We start from the raw sequence: 17,036 nt of genomic DNA on the forward strand, positions 1-17,036 counted from the left end.
TATAAACTTTTAGGGAACATCGCTCTTTATAAGCAATTCTTTATCAAAACGCGATTCCTTCAGCGCTTCCTTGACCCGCTTCAAGTTATCTCTGAATTTTGCGCCACGACGCAGGGTAAATCCGGTCGCCAGTACATCAATCACCGTGAGCTGCGCAAGGCGGGAAACCATTGGCATATACATATCGGTGTCTTCCGGGACGTCCAGAGTAATGGCGAGCGTCGCTTCTCGTGCCAGCGGCGTACCGGCCGTCGTCAGGGCGATGACCATGGCATCGTTTTCACGCGCCAGTTGCGCCAGTTCAACCTGACTTTTGGTGCGTCCGGTGTGTGAAATCAGAACCACGACATCATCTTCGCTACAATTCATACAGCTCATGCGTTGCAGGACAATGTCATCGGAATAAATGACGGGAACATTGAAGCGGAAAAACTTGTTCATGGCATCATGGGCGACGGCAGCAGAGGAGCCAAGGCCGAAAAACGCAATCCGTTTGGCCTGGGTCAGTAAATCCACCGCACGATTCACTGAACTCATATCCAGCGACTGGCGGACATGGTCGAGTGTCGCCATGGCCGACTCAAATATTTTCGCCGTGTATGCATCAACGCTGTCGTCTTCATCCACATTGCGATTAACATACGGAGTACCGTTTGCCAGACTTTGCGCAAGATGCAGTTTAAAATCAGGGAAGCCGCGCGTTTCCAGGCTTCGGCAGAATCGGTTTACCGTCGGCTCGCTGACGCCCGATTCCTGAGCCAGAGCGGCGATGCTTGAATGAATCGCCTGAGCGGGAGAGGCGAGAATAACTTCAGCCACTTTTCGCTCGGATTTGCTAAGGTGTTCCAGTTGAAACTGGATTTTTTCCAGCATGTTCATTGTTAACAAGGCGCTCATGTGTGGAAACGATTTCATTTATAGATGAAACCATGATTCGATTTAGCCGATATTACCCCTGTGACTTCCCTAAAGGGTAACAGTCGGCAAGAAATGTTGTTGTTTTTTTTCATTACTTGATCGCTGTCGGGTTTTGCTGCGGCGTATCAGTACAAAGAATCAACGCTTTTTGCGTGATAACCGTCTCCTGCGCCTTTGAGTGGTGAAAAATCGCGGTATCGCACGTGACGCTAAGCGCTAATGGTTTCGGGAATGACGTAAAAGCAGTACAGTGCATTGTAATAAAATTACAACGATACCTGGCAGAAGTACCAGGTGATCCAACTGAGGAGAATGACATGGCGGTAACGCAAACAGCCCAGGCATGTGACCTGGTCATTTTCGGCGCGAAAGGCGATCTTGCACGCCGAAAATTGCTGCCTTCCCTGTATCAACTGGAGAAAGCGGGCCAGCTTCATCCGGATACCCGTATCCTGGGTGTTGGGCGCGCCGACTGGGACAAGGACGCTTATACTAAGGTTGTACGCGAAGCGCTCGAAACCTTCATGAAAGAGAAAATTGATGAAAGTTTGTGGGACACGCTGAGCGGACGCCTCGATTTCTGTAACCTGGATGTGAATGACGTGAGTGCGTTTTCCCGTCTGGGCGAGATGCTGGATCAGAAAAACCGCGTCACCATTAACTACTTCGCCATGCCGCCAAGCACCTTCGGCGCAATCTGCAAAGGTCTGGGCGAGGCAAAACTGAATGCCAAACCTGCGCGCGTGGTCATGGAAAAACCGCTGGGGACATCGCTTTCAACCTCGCGTGAAATCAACGACCAGGTGGGCGAATATTTTGAAGAGTGCCAGGTCTACCGTATTGACCACTATCTCGGTAAAGAGACGGTACTGAACCTGCTGGCGCTGCGTTTTGCCAACTCCCTGTTTGTGAACAACTGGGATAACCGCACCATTGATCACGTGGAAATCACCGTGGCCGAAGAGGTGGGTATCGAAGGGCGCTGGGGTTACTTTGACCAGGCCGGTCAGATGCGCGACATGATCCAGAACCACCTGCTGCAGATCCTGTGCATGATCGCCATGTCTCCGCCGTCAGATCTGACCGCAGACAGCATCCGTGATGAAAAAGTGAAAGTGCTGAAATCGCTGCGCCGCATCGATCGCTCAAACGTGCGTGAGAAAACCGTCCGCGGGCAGTACACCGCCGGGTTTGCCCAGGGCAAAAAAGTGCCTGGCTATCTGGAAGAAGAGGGTGCTAACAAGTCCAGCAACACCGAAACGTTTGTCGCAATCCGCGTGGATATCGATAACTGGCGCTGGGCGGGCGTACCGTTCTACCTGCGCACCGGCAAACGCCTGCCAACTAAATGTTCCGAAGTGGTGGTGTACTTCAAAAACCCTGAGCTGAACCTGTTCAAAGAGTCATGGCAGGAGCTGCCGCAGAACAAGCTGACCATCCGTCTGCAGCCGGACGAAGGTGTGGATATTCAGATCCTGAACAAAGTGCCGGGTCTGGATCACAAACATAACCTGCAGACCACCAAACTGGATCTGAGCTACTCCGAAACCTTTAACGAAACGCACCTGGCCGACGCTTACGAGCGCCTGCTGCTGGAAACCATGCGTGGTATTCAGGCGCTGTTCGTGCGTCGTGATGAAGTGGAAGAGGCGTGGAAATGGGTCGACTCCATTACCGAAGCGTGGGCTGCCGATCAGGATGCGCCAAAACCGTATCAGGCGGGCACCTGGGGACCGGTCGCCTCTGTTGCGATGATCACCCGCGATGGTCGCTCCTGGAACGAGTTTGAGTAAGCATTCCGGGTAATCCAAACGGGTTATTTTACCGGTAACATGATCTGGCACAGATTGTGGCACAATTTTTAATCATTTAAGCTCCGTGTGGATTCACCCACGGAGCTTTTTTTATTACACTGCCTCCAGTAATTTTGCCCACTGGCCCTGACTGCAAGCGTTTCAGCCTTGTTAATACATGCGCCTTACCTTGTTAATATTCGAGCCAGGGAAAACAAATTTTAGGAGCTTTTATGAATCCAGTATTGTTACGGGTAACACAGCGTATTATTGATCGCTCGAAAAAGACACGTACTGCCTACCTCGCACGTATCGAACAGGCCAAATCAGCAACGGTTCATCGTTCACAACTGGCGTGCGGCAATTTAGCCCACGGCTTTGCAGCCTGCCAGCCCGATGATAAAGCGTCGCTGAAAAGTATGCTGCGTAACAATATTGCGATCATAACCTCCTACAACGACATGCTTTCCGCGCACCAGCCGTACGAAGTCTATCCGGAGATCATCCGTAAAGCGCTGCACAGTGTGAATGCGGTAGGTCAGGTGGCGGGCGGTGTGCCAGCCATGTGCGACGGTGTGACGCAGGGTCAGGACGGGATGGAGTTGTCCTTGCTGAGCCGCGAAGTGATTGCCATGTCTGCAGCTGTGGGCTTGTCACACAATATGTTTGATGGTGCGCTCTATCTGGGCGTGTGCGACAAAATCGTTCCCGGCCTGGCGATGGCCGCACTGTCGTTTGGTCATCTGCCTGCGATTTTCGTGCCGTCCGGCCCGATGGCAAGCGGCCTGCCAAACAAAGAAAAAGTGCGTATTCGCCAGCTGTATGCTGAAGGCAAGGCGGACCGACAAGCGCTGCTGGAAGCAGAAGCGGCGTCTTACCACGCACCAGGCACCTGCACCTTCTACGGTACGGCCAACACGAACCAGATGGTGGTGGAGTTTATGGGGATGCAGCTTCCGGGTTCGTCCTTTATTCAGCCAGATGCACCACTGCGTCAGGCGCTGACGGAGGCCGCAGCTCGCCAGGTTACGCGTCTCACCGGCAACGGCACTGAATGGATGCCGCTCGGCAAAATGGTTGATGAAAAAGTTGTGGTGAACGGCATCGTTGCTCTGCTGGCGACCGGTGGCTCAACCAACCACACCATGCACCTGGTGGCGATGGCGCGGGCTGCAGGCATTCTGATCAACTGGGATGATTTCTCCGATATCTCTGCCGTTGTGCCATTGTTGGCACGCCTGTACCCGAACGGTCCGGCAGATATCAACCACTTCCAGGCCGCGGGTGGCGTACCGGTGCTGATGCGCGAGCTGCTGAAAGGCGGTCTGCTGCATGAAGACGTGAACACCGTAGCAGGGTTTGGTCTGCAGCGTTATACCCTGGAGCCGTGGTTGAACAACGGTGAGCTGGACTGGCGTGATGGGGCTGCCACCTCTCTTGATGCGCAGGTTATCGCCACTATCGATAAACCTTTCTCTCATCATGGTGGGACGAAAGTGCTGAGCGGCAATCTGGGCCGCGCGGTCATGAAAACCTCTGCCGTACCGGAAGAGAATCAGATTATCGAAGCACCCGCAGTTGTCTTCGAAAGCCAGCATGACGTTTTGCCCGCTTTCGATGCCGGCCTTCTCGACAAAGATTGCGTTGTTGTGGTGCGTCATCAGGGGCCAAAAGCGAACGGGATGCCAGAATTACATAAACTTATGCCACCACTTGGTGTATTATTGGACCGCCGTTTCAAAATTGCGCTAGTGACCGATGGACGCCTCTCTGGCGCATCAGGTAAAGTGCCTTCGGCGATCCACGTGACTCCCGAAGCCTACGACGGCGGCCTGCTGGCGAAAGTCCGGGATGGCGACATGATCCGCGTCAACGGCAAGACAGGTGAGTTAACGCTGCTGGTGGATGAAGCAGAACTGGCGGCACGTAAGCCATATATTCCTGACCTGAGCGCGTCGCGCACAGGCACCGGACGCGAAATGTTCGGTGCGCTGCGTGAGAAACTCTCCGGCGCGGAGCAGGGCGCAACCTGTATTACGTTTTAAGACGACTTGATTTTATCGATCTGGCGAGAGAAAACTCTGATGAAAAACTGGAAAACAAGTGCAGAAGCAATCCTGACGACTGGCCCGGTAGTGCCGGTTATCGTGGTGAACAAACTGGAGCACGCTGTTCCGATGGCGAAAGCGCTGGTTGCAGGGGGTGTTCGTGTTCTGGAAGTGACGCTGCGTACCGCCTGTGCAATGGACGCGATCCGCGCGATTGCCAAAGAAGTGCCGGACGCAATCATCGGTGCGGGGACCGTTCTGAACGCACAGCAACTGGCTGAAGTGACTGAAGCGGGCGCACAGTTCGCGATCAGCCCTGGCCTGACCGAGCCGCTACTGAAAGCGGCAACCGAAGGGACAATCCCTCTGATCCCTGGTATCAGCACTGTGTCTGAACTGATGCTGGGTATGGACTACGGCCTGAAAGAGTTCAAATTCTTCCCGGCTGAGGCTAACGGTGGCACCAAAGCGCTGCAGGCCATTGCAGGCCCGTTCTCACAGGTTCGTTTCTGCCCGACTGGCGGTATCTCTCCGGCGAACTACCGTGACTACCTGGCGCTGAAAAGCGTGCTGTGCATCGGTGGCTCCTGGCTGGTTCCGGCTGACGCGCTGGAAGCCGGTGACTGGGATCGCATCACCAGACTGGCCCGCGAAGCGGTCGAAGGTGCGAAGCAGTAAAGCACCATGAAAAACGGGCCGCCTGGCCCGTTTTTTTTACCCTGCGACTTTCACATTCGCGGCGGCTGTTTTGGCTCTTGTCACGGCTTCGTCCACATTATCCCCGCTCGCTAACGCCACACCCAGTCGACGTGTCCCGTCGATTTCCGGTTTACCGAACAAACGTACCTGCAAGCCTGCTCCCAGTGCCCCTTCAATATTATCAAAGGTGACATTCTGGCTGGTCAGTTGCGGCAGGATCACTGCCGAGGCTGCCGGACCATACTGACGAATGCCGCCCACGGGCAAACCGAGGAATGCGCGAACGTGCAGGGCGAACTCGGAGAGATCCTGCGAAATCAGCGTCACCATGCCGGTATCGTGCGGGCGAGGGGAGACTTCGCTGAAAATCACCTCGTCACCGCAGACAAACAGTTCCACGCCGAACAGCCCATAGCCGCCCAGCGCCAGCACCGTCTTGCGGGCAATCTCCTGCGCCCGTGCCAGCGCCAGGGCGCTCATCTGCTGCGGCTGCCAGGACTCGCGATAATCGCCATCTTCCTGACGATGACCAATCGGATCGCAGAAATGGACGCCATCTGTGGCGCTGACGGTCAGGAGGGTGATTTCGAAATCAAACTTTACGACGCCTTCTACAATCACGCGGCCGGCACCGGCGCGGCCACCCTGTTGGGCGTAGTCCCAGGCGTTGTCCAGCGCGCTGCTGTCGCGGATAAAGCTCTGTCCTTTCCCGGAAGAACTCATCACTGGCTTAATGATGCACGGGTAGCCAATCTCCCCGACGGCCTGCAGGAATTCATTTTTATCACCGGCAAAACGGTAGCTGGACGTCGGGAGCTGAAGTTCTTCAGCCGCCAGGCGACGAATGCCTTCACGGTTCATGGTCAGCTTTGCGGCTTTAGCGCAGGGCACTATGCGCTGGCCTTCCTGCTCAAGTGCAATGAGCGTGTCGGTAGCAATGGCTTCGATTTCAGGCACCACGAAATCGGGCTTTTCTGTGGCAATCAGCGTGCGCAGGGCATCGCCGTCAAGCATATTGATCACATGTGAACGGTGGGCAACCTGCATGGCCGGTGCGTCAGCGTAGCGGTCGACGGCAATGACTTCCACACCTAAACGCTGGCACTCAATCGCCACTTCTTTACCCAGTTCGCCCGATCCCAATAACATGACGCGCGTCGCTGAAGGTCGCAGCGCGGTTCCTAAACGAGTCATAATAATCCCCCTGAAAAAGTTGCGCGCAGTATAAACGAAAACGTTTGCGTCTGTCTTGCTCAGGGGCTGTGAGGGGGGTAAGAAATTTGCGCTTCTTTAGTACCGCCAGACATTTCCTGACACGCGCTCGCTTAGTCTGTGAAGATTATGCACTGTTAAGCGAGGGACATCATGTCAGGCTGGTTGAATCAATTGCAATCCATGTTGGGCCAGAAAGCCTCGTCATCTGGCGAGCAAGGGCTGAGTAAGCTGCTGGTGCCGGGTGCGCTTGGGGGGCTGGCGGGTCTGCTGGTTGCCAATAAGTCATCACGTAAGCTGCTGGCAAAATACGGGACCGGCGCACTGCTGGCCGGTGGCGGTGCGATTGCAGGGACTGTGTTGTGGAACAAATATAAGGACAAAGTCCGCACTGCGCATCAGGATGAACCGCAGTATGGGCAGCATACGTCGCCACTGGACGTGCGCACCGAGAGGCTTATCCTCGCGCTGGTATTTGCTGCAAAAAGTGACGGTCATATTGATGACAAAGAACGCTCGGCGATTGAACAGCAACTGCGTGAAGCCGGTGTGGAAGCGCAGGGCAGAACGCTGGTAACGCAGGCGATTGAACAGCCGCTCGATCCGCAGCGCCTGGCACAAAGCGTTAAAAACGAGGAAGAGGCGCTCGAACTCTATTTTCTGAGCTGTGCGGCCATCGATATCGATCACTTTATGGAGCGGAGTTACCTGAATGCGCTGGGGGATGCACTGAAAATTCCTCAGGATGTTCGCGAAGGGATTGAGCAGGATATTCAGCAACAAAAACAGGCATTACAGGTCACGTAATGTCTTACCGTGGTCATGTTTCGCTTGCATCATGCGTGTGTTTTGCCAACCTTATAGGGTGTAAAACGAAAAAGAATTCATGACATGCCACCGAAAGCCCCACGTACTGCTTATGCGATCACCACGCATGGTGATACGCGTATAGATCACTATTACTGGCTGCGGGACGATTCCCGTTCCCGGCCAGAGGTGCTTGACTATCTGCACCAGGAAAACGACTACGGCCGCAAGGTTATGTCCAGCCAGCAGGCGCTTCAGGACCAGTTGCTCAATGAAATGGTACAGCGTGTCCCCCAGCGTGATATTTCCGCGCCGTGGACAAAAAACGGCTACCGCTATCGCCATATCTATGAGCCGGGCAATGAATATCCCATCTACCAGCGGCAGTCCGTATTAAGCGCCGAGTGGGACGACTGGGACATTCTGCTGGATGCGAATAAACGCGCCGCCCACAGTGAGTTTTATACGCTGGGCGGCATGTCCATCTCCCCGGATAATGCCATTATGGCGCTGGCGGAAGATTACCTCTCGCGCCGCCAGTATGGTCTGCGTTTTCGCAATCTGGAAACGGGAAACTGGTATCCGGAAATGCTGGATAATGTCTCCCCCGATTTTGTCTGGGCGAATGATTCCGAAACGGTCTACTACGTTAAAAAACATGCTTCCACGCTGCTGCCTTACCAGGTCTGGCGGCATACCGTGGGTACGGATTCCGCTGACGATGAGCTGGTCTACGAAGAGAAAGACGAGACCTTTTATGTCAGCCTGCATAAAACCTCGTCGCGGCACTATGTGATTATTTTCCTTGCCAGCGCGACCACTTCAGAAGTTCTGCTTCTGGATGCCGAGCTGCCGGACGCGCAGCCGCTTTGCTTCCTGCCGCGCCGCAAAGATCATGAATACAGCCTGGATCACTTTCAGCACAGTTTTTACCTGCGTTCTAATCGCGAAGGTAAAAACTTTGGCCTCTATAAAACCAAAGTGCGAGACGAACGAAAGTGGGAAGTGCTCATTCCCGCGCGCGAGCAGGTGATGCTGGAAGGCTTTACGCTGTTTACCGACTGGCTGGTGGTGGAAGAGCGTCAGCGAGGGTTAACCAGTATCCGGCAAATCAACCGGAAAACGCGGGAAGTGGTGGGGATTGCGTTTGACGATCCGGCCTATGTCACATGGATTGGCTTTAACCCTGAGCCAGAATCTTCACGACTGCGTTACGGCTATTCGTCAATGACCACGCCGGACACGCTGTTCGAGCTGGATATGGATACCGGGCAACGGCAGGTGATTAAACAGGCCGAGGTGAAAGGATTTGACGCCGACAACTACCGCAGTGAGCACGTGTGGGTGATCGCCCGCGATGGCGTAGAGGTGCCCGTTTCTCTGGTGTATCACAAGGCGCATTTCAACAAAGGTAAAAACCCGATTCTGGTCTATGGCTACGGCTCTTATGGCTCCAGCATGGATGCGGATTTCAGCAGCAGCAGGCTGAGCCTTCTCGATCGCGGCTTTGTGTTTGCCATCGCCCATGTTCGCGGCGGCGGAGAGCTGGGGCAGCACTGGTACGAAGACGGTAAGTTCCTGAAAAAGAAAAACACCTTCAACGACTATCTTGATGTCTGTGATGCGTTGATTGAACAAGGTTATGGCGATCCGCAGCTTTGCTTTGGAATGGGCGGCAGTGCGGGAGGGATGTTAATGGGCGCGGTGATTAATCAACGTCCCGAACGCTTTAAAGGCATCATTGCGCAGGTTCCATTTGTGGATGTGGTGACGACAATGCTGGATGAATCCATTCCGCTCACCACCGGTGAGTTTGAAGAGTGGGGGAATCCGCAGGATGAGATCTATTATCGCTATATGAAAGAGTACAGCCCTTACGACAACGTAGAGGCGAAAGCGTATCCGCATATGCTGGTAACCACCGGCTTGCATGATTCGCAGGTGCAATACTGGGAACCGGCAAAATGGGTGGCGAAACTGCGTGAACTGAAAACCGACGATAATTTGCTGTTGCTGTGTACCGACATGGACTCGGGGCATGGCGGTAAATCGGGGCGGTTTAAATCCTATGAAGGGGTTGCGCTGGAGTATGCTTTTTTGATCGGCCTGGCGCAGGACACGCTGCCAGGCCGTGCGGAGCGTCAGGCTTCGCCCAGATAGTGCTTCAGCGTTAAGCGTAATTCCGGGCTCATTCTGTCGAGGTTGTTGTACAGCCAGCGCAGATAGCCCGGATCTTTATCAGCCACTTCAGATACCGCTTTACCGCGATATTTGCCGAAGGTAAAGGTGGTCAGCAACGCGGGGCGTCCTGTGATCGTCGCCATGTCATCTGGCGTCCAGCCGGAGGTATTCATGATATCGATCAGCAGTGCAGCGGTAATATAGCAGTCGTACAGGGCGCGGTGATGATGCAACCCTTCCGGCGTTCTGACGCTGAGCTTGCGGGATTTATACAGCGCCATATTGCTGTATTTAATTCCCGGCCACAGACGGCGAGCCAGTTTCATGGTGCAGATCCACTCACCCGGCATTTCCGGCAATACGCGACGGTCAAAGCTGGCATTATGTGCCACGTACCACTGGCTGCCGTGGTAGTGAGGAATAATCTCTTCAATCCACGGTTTATCCGCCACCATTGATTCCGTAATGCGATGGATGGCCATCGCCTGCGGGCTTATCGGGCGGTCTGGACGTACCAGGTGGCTCATTGGGTTGACTATCTTTCCGTCAACCACATCGACAGAGGCCACTTCCACAATTCCACCCTGAAGATCGCATGTTTCGGTATCGATGACGCGCAGCATTGATCGCTCCTGACCATAAAACGCTTAGCCTAATGGAATGATATCGCCTTGCCAACCCTGTCGACCCAGAGATCCGGTTAATAACAGCTCCCCTTTGTCGGCGCGGACAATCAGTTGGCCTTTTTCGTCCCATAAGGCGCTACCGCTACGCGCATTCGCCATTAACACCGCAATGGCATACTTATGCGCAAAACGCTGTAACGTATTGATGGATTGCCGCCAGCGGTTATCACCCACCGCCTGGCTACTGGTAAATAACGTCGCCAGCGGGTCGAGATTGGGGGCGTCAGACGGGCTTTCGATGATGGTTAACTGCTTGTCGCCGGGAATCAAACTTGCTCCACTTCCTTGCGGGTAACGCAGTATGGTATCGAGGTGTGGTGTGAAGAGCGCGAGCCCTTTCTGAGGCTGGCCGTCCTGAAGAAGCGTAATCCCCGCAATGACGCTGATATTCAACGACTGCGCGGCGTGAAGCAGTGGGGCAAGCTGTAGATCGTCTGGCGGGGCGGGTAACGTTGCCTCACCCGGACCGGTTAATGAGAGTTCAGGAAACACCACTAAATCGCACTTTTGCCGGGCTGCTTCGGCAATAAAACGGAGATGGTGTTCAACATGGTCATTAACGCTGTGGTGCTGTCGGGCATATTGGGCGGCAGCAATATTCCATCGTGACATCGTGACTTCCTTTTACACTAAGTCGCTGGGGTTTAAGAATACACCTAATTTAATAAGGGTTTTCTTATCCTGCCAGAATACATGTAAGGAAGTGTAACGAGTCGTTAAGGTTATTTCACTTTAGGTTCATACGGTAAACGCGAGAGGTTTACAGAGGCCAGGCGGTGGGCGATTAAGCGCTCACGAAACCAGTCACGCAGGTGCGCGGGTTGCTCACGTTCTACCACTTCCGCCACGACAGGCATGTTGTAACGCTCTTTGAATGCGACGCCAGCGGCAGCGAGATCGACATTCACTTTGTCCATCTCGTCCTGAGGAAGGGCGGCCAGATTGATCTTCATTACCTTCTCCTTTTTATGCGGCGGCAACGTTACCGCGATTGCACGATGATGACAAGCAGGCGCAGGATGATCCTCGACTCGCTTATTATACAGAGTTATTCTTTACCATACAGGCATAACAAAAAGGAATGATTGCGATGCGTTTCAACTCCTCCCGCGTGGTGTGCGCACTGGCTTTACTGATCTCCTCGGCAATGACGCCATCTGTTCTGGCCCATGCGCATCTTAAACAGCAAACTCCCGCAGCGGATTCTCTGGTTGCGGCCCCGCAGACACTGACGCTGAATTTCTCTGAAGGCATTGAACCGGCGTTTAGTGGCGTGGTAGTGACCGACGCACAACAGCAGCCGATCAAAACCGGCACAGTGAAGCGTGACGAAAAGAACAACGCGCAGCTCATTGTTCCGCTTGAACAACCGCTGAAGGCGGGTAAATACCAGGTCGACTGGCATGTGGTCTCTGTGGATGGCCACAAAACCAAAGGCAGCTATCACTTTAGCGTGAAATAGAATGCTGGCTTTGTGCTATGTCGCGTTGCGCTTCATCCATTTTGGCGCATTGATGCTGATTTTCGGCAACGCGTTATATAGCGTCTGGTTTGCGCCTTCTTCCCTGCATCGCCTGATGGTGAGACGCTTCCAGTTACAGCAGAAAATCGCCGCCGTAATCAGCCTGACGGCTGCACTCCTGATGTTCTCGGTTCAGGGGGGATTGATGGGTAACGGCTGGAGCGACGTACTTCGCCCGGCTATCTGGCATAGCGTACTCGGGACGCAGTTTGGTAGCGTCTGGCTGTGGCAAATAATTCTCGCTGTTATCACTGCCGGTGCCGCGTGGCTGGCACCGCAAAGGGGAGCGCGGCTATTGCTGTTGTCGCTGGGGCAATTTGTTCTGCTGGCGGGCGTCGGCCATGCGACGATGAACGAAGGTGCGGCGGGGGCGCTGCAGCGTCTGAACCATGCCATTCACCTTTTATGCGCAGCAACCTGGCTTGGCGGATTACTGCCTCTGCTGTTTTGTATGCATCTTGCAAAAGGGCGCTGGCAGACGGCGGCTATCTATACCATGATGCGCTTTTCCCGCGTAGGGCATTACGCCGTGGCGGGTGTATTGCTGACCGGGATTGTGAATGCACTCTTTATCCTCGGTTTTGCTGTGCCCTGGCACACGGCTTATGGACAACTGTTGTTGTTCAAATGTGCGCTGGTGGTAATGATGGTGGCAATTGCGCTGGTGAATCGGTATTTTCTGGTGCCACGCTTTCGCCCGGACGCCGGGCGGGAACAACAGATTTTTATCAGGATGACACAGACAGAAGTGGTGCTGGGCGCGCTGGTACTGGCAACGGTCAGTCTGTTTGCGACCTGGGAACCCTTCTGACAAGGTTAAAGAACATATGAAAAAGACACTGCTTTCTCTCTTACTGTTGGCCTGCGCCGGAAATGCGCTGGCGGCACCGCAGATTATCACCGTCAGCCGTTTTGAAGTGGGTAAGGATAAATGGGCGTTCAATCGCGAAGAGGTGATGCTGACCTGCCGTCCAGGGCACGCGCTGTATGTGATTAACCCCAGTACGCTTGTGCAGTATCCGCTAAACGACACCGCTGAACAGCAGGTCGCCAGTGGAAAGAGTAACGGCCAGCCTGTCAGCGTGATCCAGATTGATGATCCGGCGAACCCAGGGCAGAAAATGAGCCTCGCACCGTTTATCGAGCGGGCCAACACGCTCTGCTAGCCGTCTGGTTTCCAATAAAAAACCGCAGGCGCTTGTGAAAGCTCTGCGGTTTTTCAATTTTAATGATGCTGTGACGCTTTTTTTCAGGCCACTTTTGCTGTGGACTGGAAAACCTGGCGTCGTCATCTATTCTTAAAAGGCAAGGCGATTGAGCCTGCATTAATGCCAACTTTTAGCGCACGGCTCTCTCCCAAGAGCCATTTCCCTGGACCGAATACAGGAATCGTATTCGGTCTCTTTTTATCTGCATAAAAGTAAACGATAAAATCCACCAATCGACTTTCGCAGAGCGTACACTTCCTGTGCAACTGCTTCAACCATACCACACTACAGCGGGCGAAAGTCCAGCCCTTTTTGACTGTTTTGTTAAATTCTTGTGCGTAGTTAGCGAAAGGCGTCAGTGAACTTAAAAGCGTGATTTTACTGACGCTTCAATTTCATCAAGCAGTGCGAAGCGGCGACGGTATTCAGCCCGTTTTTTACTGGCAATCTCGTCGAGGGATTTACGTTCCATCTGCAGGGGCAACTGCCAGCAAAAATTCGAGAGCTTTTTACCATCAAGCGAGTCCCAGAATTCATCGTAGCTGGCATGGAAATGACGGCCTTTGCTCAGCCGGTAACGCAATGCGCGGAAAACGTGGCCTTCGTCGCTGACGGCAAAAATGGCATGGATGCGGGAGTGGGTCGCCAGTTGAAAAAGCACTTCCATCAGCACGCGCTTGGGGAACAGACCGTGACAGGCACGTGTTGCATGCTTAATCACGTCACGAGAGACATTGCGGCGTGGACCCTGAAGGCCGCCAATCACCAGCACGGACTGCCCGTTGCTGCGGGCAACGCTAAAGGTCAGGCTTGCAAGCAGCGTGTTATCGTTATCTCGCAGCCACAGGGTGCTTTCGCCTTCGCGTTCGGCTTTTCGGGCGGAAGACGCGTTGACGGTATAGATAACGTCGTTTTTCGCCTGAAATTGCACAACCGACTGCTCTTGTGGGCTCGTCAGCGCATGGGCGAGGACGGCGTCTTTCAGGCCATCGATCCAGTGATAGTGGCTAATGATAGCGTCCGCACGATCGCTGGCGTGCAGGCCACGCATCAGGTACTGGCGATGGGTTTTGCTCGGTAGGGTGATTTGAGAGGCCAGCAGACGGTCGAAATCATCACGGCCCGAGAGGGCATCCAGCATGCGATGGGTGGAAGACCAGAACAGAAGCGAACGTAAAAGAAACTTCAGCCGGTAATCGCGTTTCTGCCAGATGGGGCCCGGAATGAGCTTTCCTTTCACCAGACCGGAAATGATATTGGTGCGATGCGGATACAGCACATCGTTTTGCAGGTGTGTATTTGACACGTGAAGACCTCTTGTTATTTTCACCTCTTATTCTAAAGGGCAGGAAAAAACGGATTAATACCGCGGAGATCTTTATTTGCGGTTGGTTTACCGTTTGTTTGGCTTTGTGAAATCAACACGCGTCTGGTGTCATTTTCGGGTGCAGCTATACTTTTTAAAGGAGGCGTTATGTATCAGCGAATCGACGGTGAACACTGGCGTCATGTCTGGGTTGTGAGCGATATACATGGCTGCTATCAAGCGCTTGTGGACGAACTGAAGCGTCGTCATTTTAATCCTTATGAAGATCTGCTGATCTCCGTCGGGGATATTATCGATCGCGGTCCGGACAGCGTGAAATGTTTACAGCTTATGCATGAAAAATGGTTTTGCGCAGTACGAGGTAATCATGAACAAATGGCGTTGGATGCGCTCGAATATAATGATTTTGCCCTCTGGACAATCAATGGCGGTATTTGGTTTGCGAGGCTTGATAGCGAACAACAAAAACTGGCGCTGACGCTACTCGAAGAGTGCCGGGCCTTACCGCATATTATCGAGACGACCTGTGCAAACGGCCTGAATGTGATTGCTCATGCGGATTATCCCGCACCGGAGTATGTCTGGAACAAACCGGTGAGCGCCCAGCGTGTGCTGTGGGATCGCGATCGGCTGATGGGATTGATGGCCGGGAAGGGGCAGGGAATAACCGGAGCGGACCACTTCTGGTTCGGTCATACGCCTATTGAACGACGTTATGACTTCAATAACCTGCACTATATCGATACCGGGGCGGTGTTCGGCGGGGTGCTGACGCTTGTTCAACTCCAGTAATAAATAACCCGCCTTCGGGCGGGTTCTCTCTGGTCAGGCAAGACGCAAGACCCAGGCATCGGTTTTACTATCGTAATGCTCACGGTAAAGGACGGAATGTTCACCATCAAGAATTGCTGGAACGCTGGTGTCTGCATCCCAGGCATCGAGTTGCATGCACAAATCCGGGTCGGATTTGCAGGGAATACTTAACGTTCGATCGCCCTGAGCTTCGCCGCGCAGTTCCGCGTCGTCGATCTCAAAAGCGCCAATACGCACGCTGGTTTTCGTCATATTGCTCTCCGGGTTTGGGTTAAAATTCTGGTATGACCAGTTAGGCCGTCCATTTTTTAGCCTAGACAAGGAGAGCAAATTCGCCAGTAAAAAAGTGCGTTTTTTTTCAGGCGGTGAGATCGTTACCGGTAAACAGACGCCCGTCGCGCACCAGCTCTCGCGGATAGCTATTCTTCAGGCGGGAGCCTACCTTTTTCGCAAGTCCTAACGGATATCCCTGATATGTCACGATAACCTCATCCTGAGACGGGGCGTTTTCCGGATAAACATCGCGGCCGCGATACCATTCTTCGGCTTCCTGATGCGTCAGGGCAAAGGTATTTTCACTTCCGGCCAGCGCAATAACCGCTTCGTGCTGCCAGCGATAGCCTTTGTTATGGACTTCCGCGAGGCGAATGCCCAGGCGCGAGAAACGGACTTTGCCAATCAATGGCTCGATGTGAGTCGGGAAAAGCCAGATTTCTTTATCGCGCATCCACAGGCGCAGGCTCTCGTCCCAGACCAGCCCGACCTTGCTGGCGGCCGCTTCCGCTTGCGCCGCTTCGCGGCCTTTGAGCGGTGCGAACGGGAAATTACCTACCTTGAATGCAGGAGCAGGCAGGGGGGCGATTGCGTGGGTTTTCCGCAGGCGAGCAACGAAAAAACCTTCACAGTCATAAATCTGTGGGAAAACGTGCAGGAAACCTTCAGGCGTGATGGCCTCTCTGGCGGAGGCGAATAAGCCCTCCAGCGGCAGAAATTCGACGGCCTCCGGGTATTGCGCCTTCAGCCAGAGACAGACATCTTCATTCTCGTCGCGATTCAGCGTGCAGGTGGAATAGACCAGCGTCCCGCCGGGGCGAAGGGCATGGAACGCACTGTCGAGCAGTTCCCGCTGCGTGGCGGCGATCTCAAGGTTGCTCTCAACGGACCAGTTTTTTAATGCGTCGGGATCTTTACGTACCACCCCTTCGCCGGAGCAGGGGGCGTCCAGCAGGATAGCGTCAAAGGCCTCCGGTAAAGCGGCACCAAACACCCGCCCATCAAAGTGCGTGAGGGCCACATTATGGAGCCCGCAACGGCTGATATTGGCGTGCAGAACCTTAACGCGGCTGGCAGAAAACTCGTTGGCGAGAATAGCGCCGCGATTCCCCATCTTCGCGGCAATCTGGGTGGTTTTGGAGCCTGGTGCAGCGGCAACATCCATCACCCGCTCGGGCGCATTGCCCTCCGCGAACAGTGCGGCAACCGGCAGCATGGAACTGGCTTCCTGAATATAAAACAGCCCGCTCAAATGCTCCGCAGTGCTGCCCAGTGGCAGCGTTTCTTCATCATCCCGTTCGATCCAGAAACCCTCTTCGCACCAGGGAACCGGCGTTAGCTGCCAGTGGTATGGTGATACCAGCGTCAGAAAATCGGCCACGCTGATTTTCAGCGTGTTAACGCGGATACTGCGACGTAACGGACGCTGACAGGCCGCGATAAAATCGTCGAATGAGAGATGAGCAGGAAGCGCCTCGCGCATCTGCGCCAGGAATTGTTCAGGAAGAAATACGGAGTTTTGAGCCACGGAGACACCACACGGAAAAAT

Annotated in this window: 17 protein-coding genes; 9 read left to right on the forward strand and 8 right to left on the reverse strand. The window is 54.0% G+C overall.

All coding sequences use genetic code 11. From position 1 onward, the window contains the following. Window positions 1-9 precede the first annotated feature (9 nt). Window positions 10-879: a MurR/RpiR family transcriptional regulator gene (locus ABGB15_RS09035; protein ID WP_119937233.1), complete on the reverse strand. Its 870-nt coding sequence runs from the start codon at window positions 877-879 to the stop codon at window positions 10-12. Between the two features lie 356 nt (window positions 880-1,235). Between ABGB15_RS09035 and zwf the strand changes: the two genes are divergently transcribed. From zwf to kdgA, 3 genes are all read left to right on the forward strand, one after another. Further along, on the forward strand, window positions 1,236-2,711 hold the full coding sequence (zwf, locus tag ABGB15_RS09040; RefSeq protein ID WP_152081412.1) for a glucose-6-phosphate dehydrogenase: 1,476 nt from the start codon (window positions 1,236-1,238) through the stop codon (window positions 2,709-2,711). A 233-nt stretch (window positions 2,712-2,944) separates the two neighbouring features. Continuing rightward, window positions 2,945-4,756, forward strand: coding sequence for a phosphogluconate dehydratase (gene edd, locus ABGB15_RS09045; protein ID WP_215722231.1), 1,812 nt, complete (start codon window positions 2,945-2,947; stop codon window positions 4,754-4,756). Window positions 4,757-4,795: 39 nt separating this feature from the next. Next, window positions 4,796-5,437, forward strand: a complete 642-nt coding sequence (gene kdgA, locus ABGB15_RS09050) for a bifunctional 4-hydroxy-2-oxoglutarate aldolase/2-dehydro-3-deoxy-phosphogluconate aldolase (protein ID WP_134350674.1) — start codon at window positions 4,796-4,798, stop codon at window positions 5,435-5,437. A 36-nt stretch (window positions 5,438-5,473) separates the two neighbouring features. Here the strand turns inward: kdgA and purT are convergent, their stop codons facing one another. Beyond that, the gene (gene purT, locus ABGB15_RS09055; protein WP_215722230.1) at window positions 5,474-6,652 is read right to left on the reverse strand and encodes a formate-dependent phosphoribosylglycinamide formyltransferase; all 1,179 of its coding nucleotides are present in this window, start codon (window positions 6,650-6,652) and stop codon (window positions 5,474-5,476) included. Window positions 6,653-6,823: 171 nt separating this feature from the next. Here purT and ABGB15_RS09060 point away from each other — a divergent pair, with 171 nt between their 5' ends. Beyond that, entirely contained in the window at window positions 6,824-7,477 is a 654-nt protein-coding gene (locus tag ABGB15_RS09060; RefSeq protein ID WP_215722229.1) for a tellurite resistance TerB family protein, read from the forward strand. A gap of 84 nt (window positions 7,478-7,561) precedes the next feature. Beyond that, a complete protein-coding gene (gene ptrB, locus ABGB15_RS09065) occupies window positions 7,562-9,637 on the forward strand; it encodes an oligopeptidase B (protein WP_215722228.1) in 2,076 nt (691 codons plus the stop codon). Here ptrB and exoX read toward each other — a convergent pair. From exoX to ABGB15_RS09080, 3 genes are all read right to left on the reverse strand, one after another. Further along, window positions 9,619-10,281 carry an exodeoxyribonuclease X gene (gene exoX / locus ABGB15_RS09070; protein WP_152081407.1) on the reverse strand — a complete coding sequence of 221 codons (663 nt, stop codon included), beginning with the start codon at window positions 10,279-10,281 and terminating at the stop codon, window positions 9,619-9,621. The genes ptrB and exoX overlap by 19 nt on opposite strands. Before the next feature lie 24 nt (window positions 10,282-10,305). Continuing rightward, entirely contained in the window at window positions 10,306-10,956 is a 651-nt protein-coding gene (locus tag ABGB15_RS09075) for a carbon-nitrogen hydrolase family protein (protein WP_152081406.1), read from the reverse strand. Window positions 10,957-11,066: 110 nt separating this feature from the next. Continuing rightward, window positions 11,067-11,297, reverse strand: coding sequence for a DNA polymerase III subunit theta (locus ABGB15_RS09080; RefSeq protein WP_008500465.1), 231 nt, complete (start codon window positions 11,295-11,297; stop codon window positions 11,067-11,069). 137 nt (window positions 11,298-11,434) lie between these two features. Between ABGB15_RS09080 and yobA the strand changes: the two genes are divergently transcribed. From yobA to ABGB15_RS09095, 3 genes are read left to right on the forward strand one after another with little or no spacing between them, the layout of a single operon-like run. Further along, window positions 11,435-11,806, forward strand: a complete 372-nt coding sequence (gene yobA, locus ABGB15_RS09085; protein WP_215722226.1) for a CopC domain-containing protein YobA — start codon at window positions 11,435-11,437, stop codon at window positions 11,804-11,806. Between the two features lies 1 nt (window position 11,807). Next, window positions 11,808-12,677: a copper homeostasis membrane protein CopD gene (gene copD, locus ABGB15_RS09090; protein ID WP_152081403.1), complete on the forward strand. Its 870-nt coding sequence runs from the start codon at window positions 11,808-11,810 to the stop codon at window positions 12,675-12,677. Window positions 12,678-12,693: 16 nt separating this feature from the next. Next, window positions 12,694-13,032 (forward strand): YebY family protein, encoded by a 339-nt coding sequence (locus ABGB15_RS09095; RefSeq protein ID WP_215722224.1) that lies wholly within the window; start codon window positions 12,694-12,696, stop codon window positions 13,030-13,032. A gap of 406 nt (window positions 13,033-13,438) precedes the next feature. On the opposite strand, the gene ABGB15_RS09100 is transcribed toward ABGB15_RS09095, so the two are convergent. Continuing rightward, complete coding sequence (locus ABGB15_RS09100; protein ID WP_152081401.1) at window positions 13,439-14,380, reverse strand: VirK/YbjX family protein; 942 nt, start codon at window positions 14,378-14,380, stop codon at window positions 13,439-13,441. Between the two features lie 168 nt (window positions 14,381-14,548). Here ABGB15_RS09100 and pphA point away from each other — a divergent pair, with 168 nt between their 5' ends. After that, on the forward strand, window positions 14,549-15,193 hold the full coding sequence (pphA, locus tag ABGB15_RS09105) for a protein-serine/threonine phosphatase (RefSeq protein ID WP_313326315.1): 645 nt from the start codon (window positions 14,549-14,551) through the stop codon (window positions 15,191-15,193). Window positions 15,194-15,226: 33 nt separating this feature from the next. On the opposite strand, the gene ABGB15_RS09110 is transcribed toward pphA, so the two are convergent. Next, window positions 15,227-15,466 carry a YebV family protein gene (locus ABGB15_RS09110; RefSeq protein WP_006176013.1) on the reverse strand — a complete coding sequence of 80 codons (240 nt, stop codon included), beginning with the start codon at window positions 15,464-15,466 and terminating at the stop codon, window positions 15,227-15,229. 106 nt (window positions 15,467-15,572) lie between these two features. Then, window positions 15,573-17,015 (reverse strand): 16S rRNA (cytosine(1407)-C(5))-methyltransferase RsmF, encoded by a 1,443-nt coding sequence (gene rsmF / locus ABGB15_RS09115; RefSeq protein WP_215722222.1) that lies wholly within the window; start codon window positions 17,013-17,015, stop codon window positions 15,573-15,575. Window positions 17,016-17,036 lie beyond the last annotated feature (21 nt).

The sequence above is a fragment of the Enterobacter sp. MALB-1 genome, from assembly GCF_041021625.1.
In the GTDB taxonomy this organism is placed as follows: Bacteria; Pseudomonadota; Gammaproteobacteria; order Enterobacterales; family Enterobacteriaceae; genus Enterobacter; species Enterobacter oligotrophicus.

What these genes read in the sequence shown, in the direction of transcription:
- ABGB15_RS09080 (WP_008500465.1), bottom strand. Translation starts at nt 11,297, where the DNA reads ATGAAGATCAATCTGGCCGCCCTTCCTCAGGACGAGATGGACAAAGTG.
- edd (WP_215722231.1), top strand. Translation starts at nt 2,945, where the DNA reads ATGAATCCAGTATTGTTACGGGTAACACAGCGTATTATTGATCGCTCG.
- ABGB15_RS09110 (WP_006176013.1), bottom strand. Translation starts at nt 15,466, where the DNA reads ATGACGAAAACCAGCGTGCGTATTGGCGCTTTTGAGATCGACGACGCG.
- pphA (WP_313326315.1), top strand. Translation starts at nt 14,549, where the DNA reads ATGTATCAGCGAATCGACGGTGAACACTGGCGTCATGTCTGGGTTGTG.
- purT (WP_215722230.1), bottom strand. Translation starts at nt 6,652, where the DNA reads ATGACTCGTTTAGGAACCGCGCTGCGACCTTCAGCGACGCGCGTCATG.
- copD (WP_152081403.1), top strand. Translation starts at nt 11,808, where the DNA reads ATGCTGGCTTTGTGCTATGTCGCGTTGCGCTTCATCCATTTTGGCGCA.
- ABGB15_RS09035 (WP_119937233.1), bottom strand. Translation starts at nt 879, where the DNA reads ATGAACATGCTGGAAAAAATCCAGTTTCAACTGGAACACCTTAGCAAA.
- ABGB15_RS09075 (WP_152081406.1), bottom strand. Translation starts at nt 10,956, where the DNA reads ATGTCACGATGGAATATTGCTGCCGCCCAATATGCCCGACAGCACCAC.
- ptrB (WP_215722228.1), top strand. Translation starts at nt 7,562, where the DNA reads ATGCCACCGAAAGCCCCACGTACTGCTTATGCGATCACCACGCATGGT.
- kdgA (WP_134350674.1), top strand. Translation starts at nt 4,796, where the DNA reads ATGAAAAACTGGAAAACAAGTGCAGAAGCAATCCTGACGACTGGCCCG.
- zwf (WP_152081412.1), top strand. Translation starts at nt 1,236, where the DNA reads ATGGCGGTAACGCAAACAGCCCAGGCATGTGACCTGGTCATTTTCGGC.
- yobA (WP_215722226.1), top strand. Translation starts at nt 11,435, where the DNA reads ATGCGTTTCAACTCCTCCCGCGTGGTGTGCGCACTGGCTTTACTGATC.
- ABGB15_RS09095 (WP_215722224.1), top strand. Translation starts at nt 12,694, where the DNA reads ATGAAAAAGACACTGCTTTCTCTCTTACTGTTGGCCTGCGCCGGAAAT.
- exoX (WP_152081407.1), bottom strand. Translation starts at nt 10,281, where the DNA reads ATGCTGCGCGTCATCGATACCGAAACATGCGATCTTCAGGGTGGAATT.
- ABGB15_RS09060 (WP_215722229.1), top strand. Translation starts at nt 6,824, where the DNA reads ATGTCAGGCTGGTTGAATCAATTGCAATCCATGTTGGGCCAGAAAGCC.